Below are 258 nucleotides of genomic sequence, written 5' to 3'. Positions count from 1 at the left end.
GTGCGAACCACACTCACCAGGCGCACCGCCTGAAGGGCGGAAATATCCTGTAGGGACTTGCCAAACAGCAGCTGCGCAAAGATTTCATCCTGCGCCGCCGGTGGTGTAGAGCTAAACTCGATATCGATGTCGTCCCCACTCCCGGATATCTCAGCGATGATCTCGCCATCGGCATACTGGTGGCGCCCCTTCACAAAGATCGCGGCCACATTATTCTCGAACTGGATCTGACCATCCTGCAGTTCAAAGCGCTTACCC

The 258-nt window shown here is 56.2% G+C and carries 1 protein-coding gene; it reads right to left on the bottom strand.

Going from position 1 to position 258, the window contains the following annotated elements; translation table 11 throughout:
- On the bottom strand, positions 1-258 hold a 258-nt coding region (locus AVJ23_RS22080; RefSeq protein ID WP_157772806.1), incomplete at both ends, for a translocation/assembly module TamB domain-containing protein.

This window comes from Pseudoponticoccus marisrubri (assembly GCF_001482405.1).
In the GTDB taxonomy this organism is placed as follows: Bacteria; Pseudomonadota; Alphaproteobacteria; order Rhodobacterales; family Rhodobacteraceae; genus Pseudoponticoccus; species Pseudoponticoccus marisrubri.
This window is presented reverse-complemented; position numbering and strand designations above follow the sequence as displayed.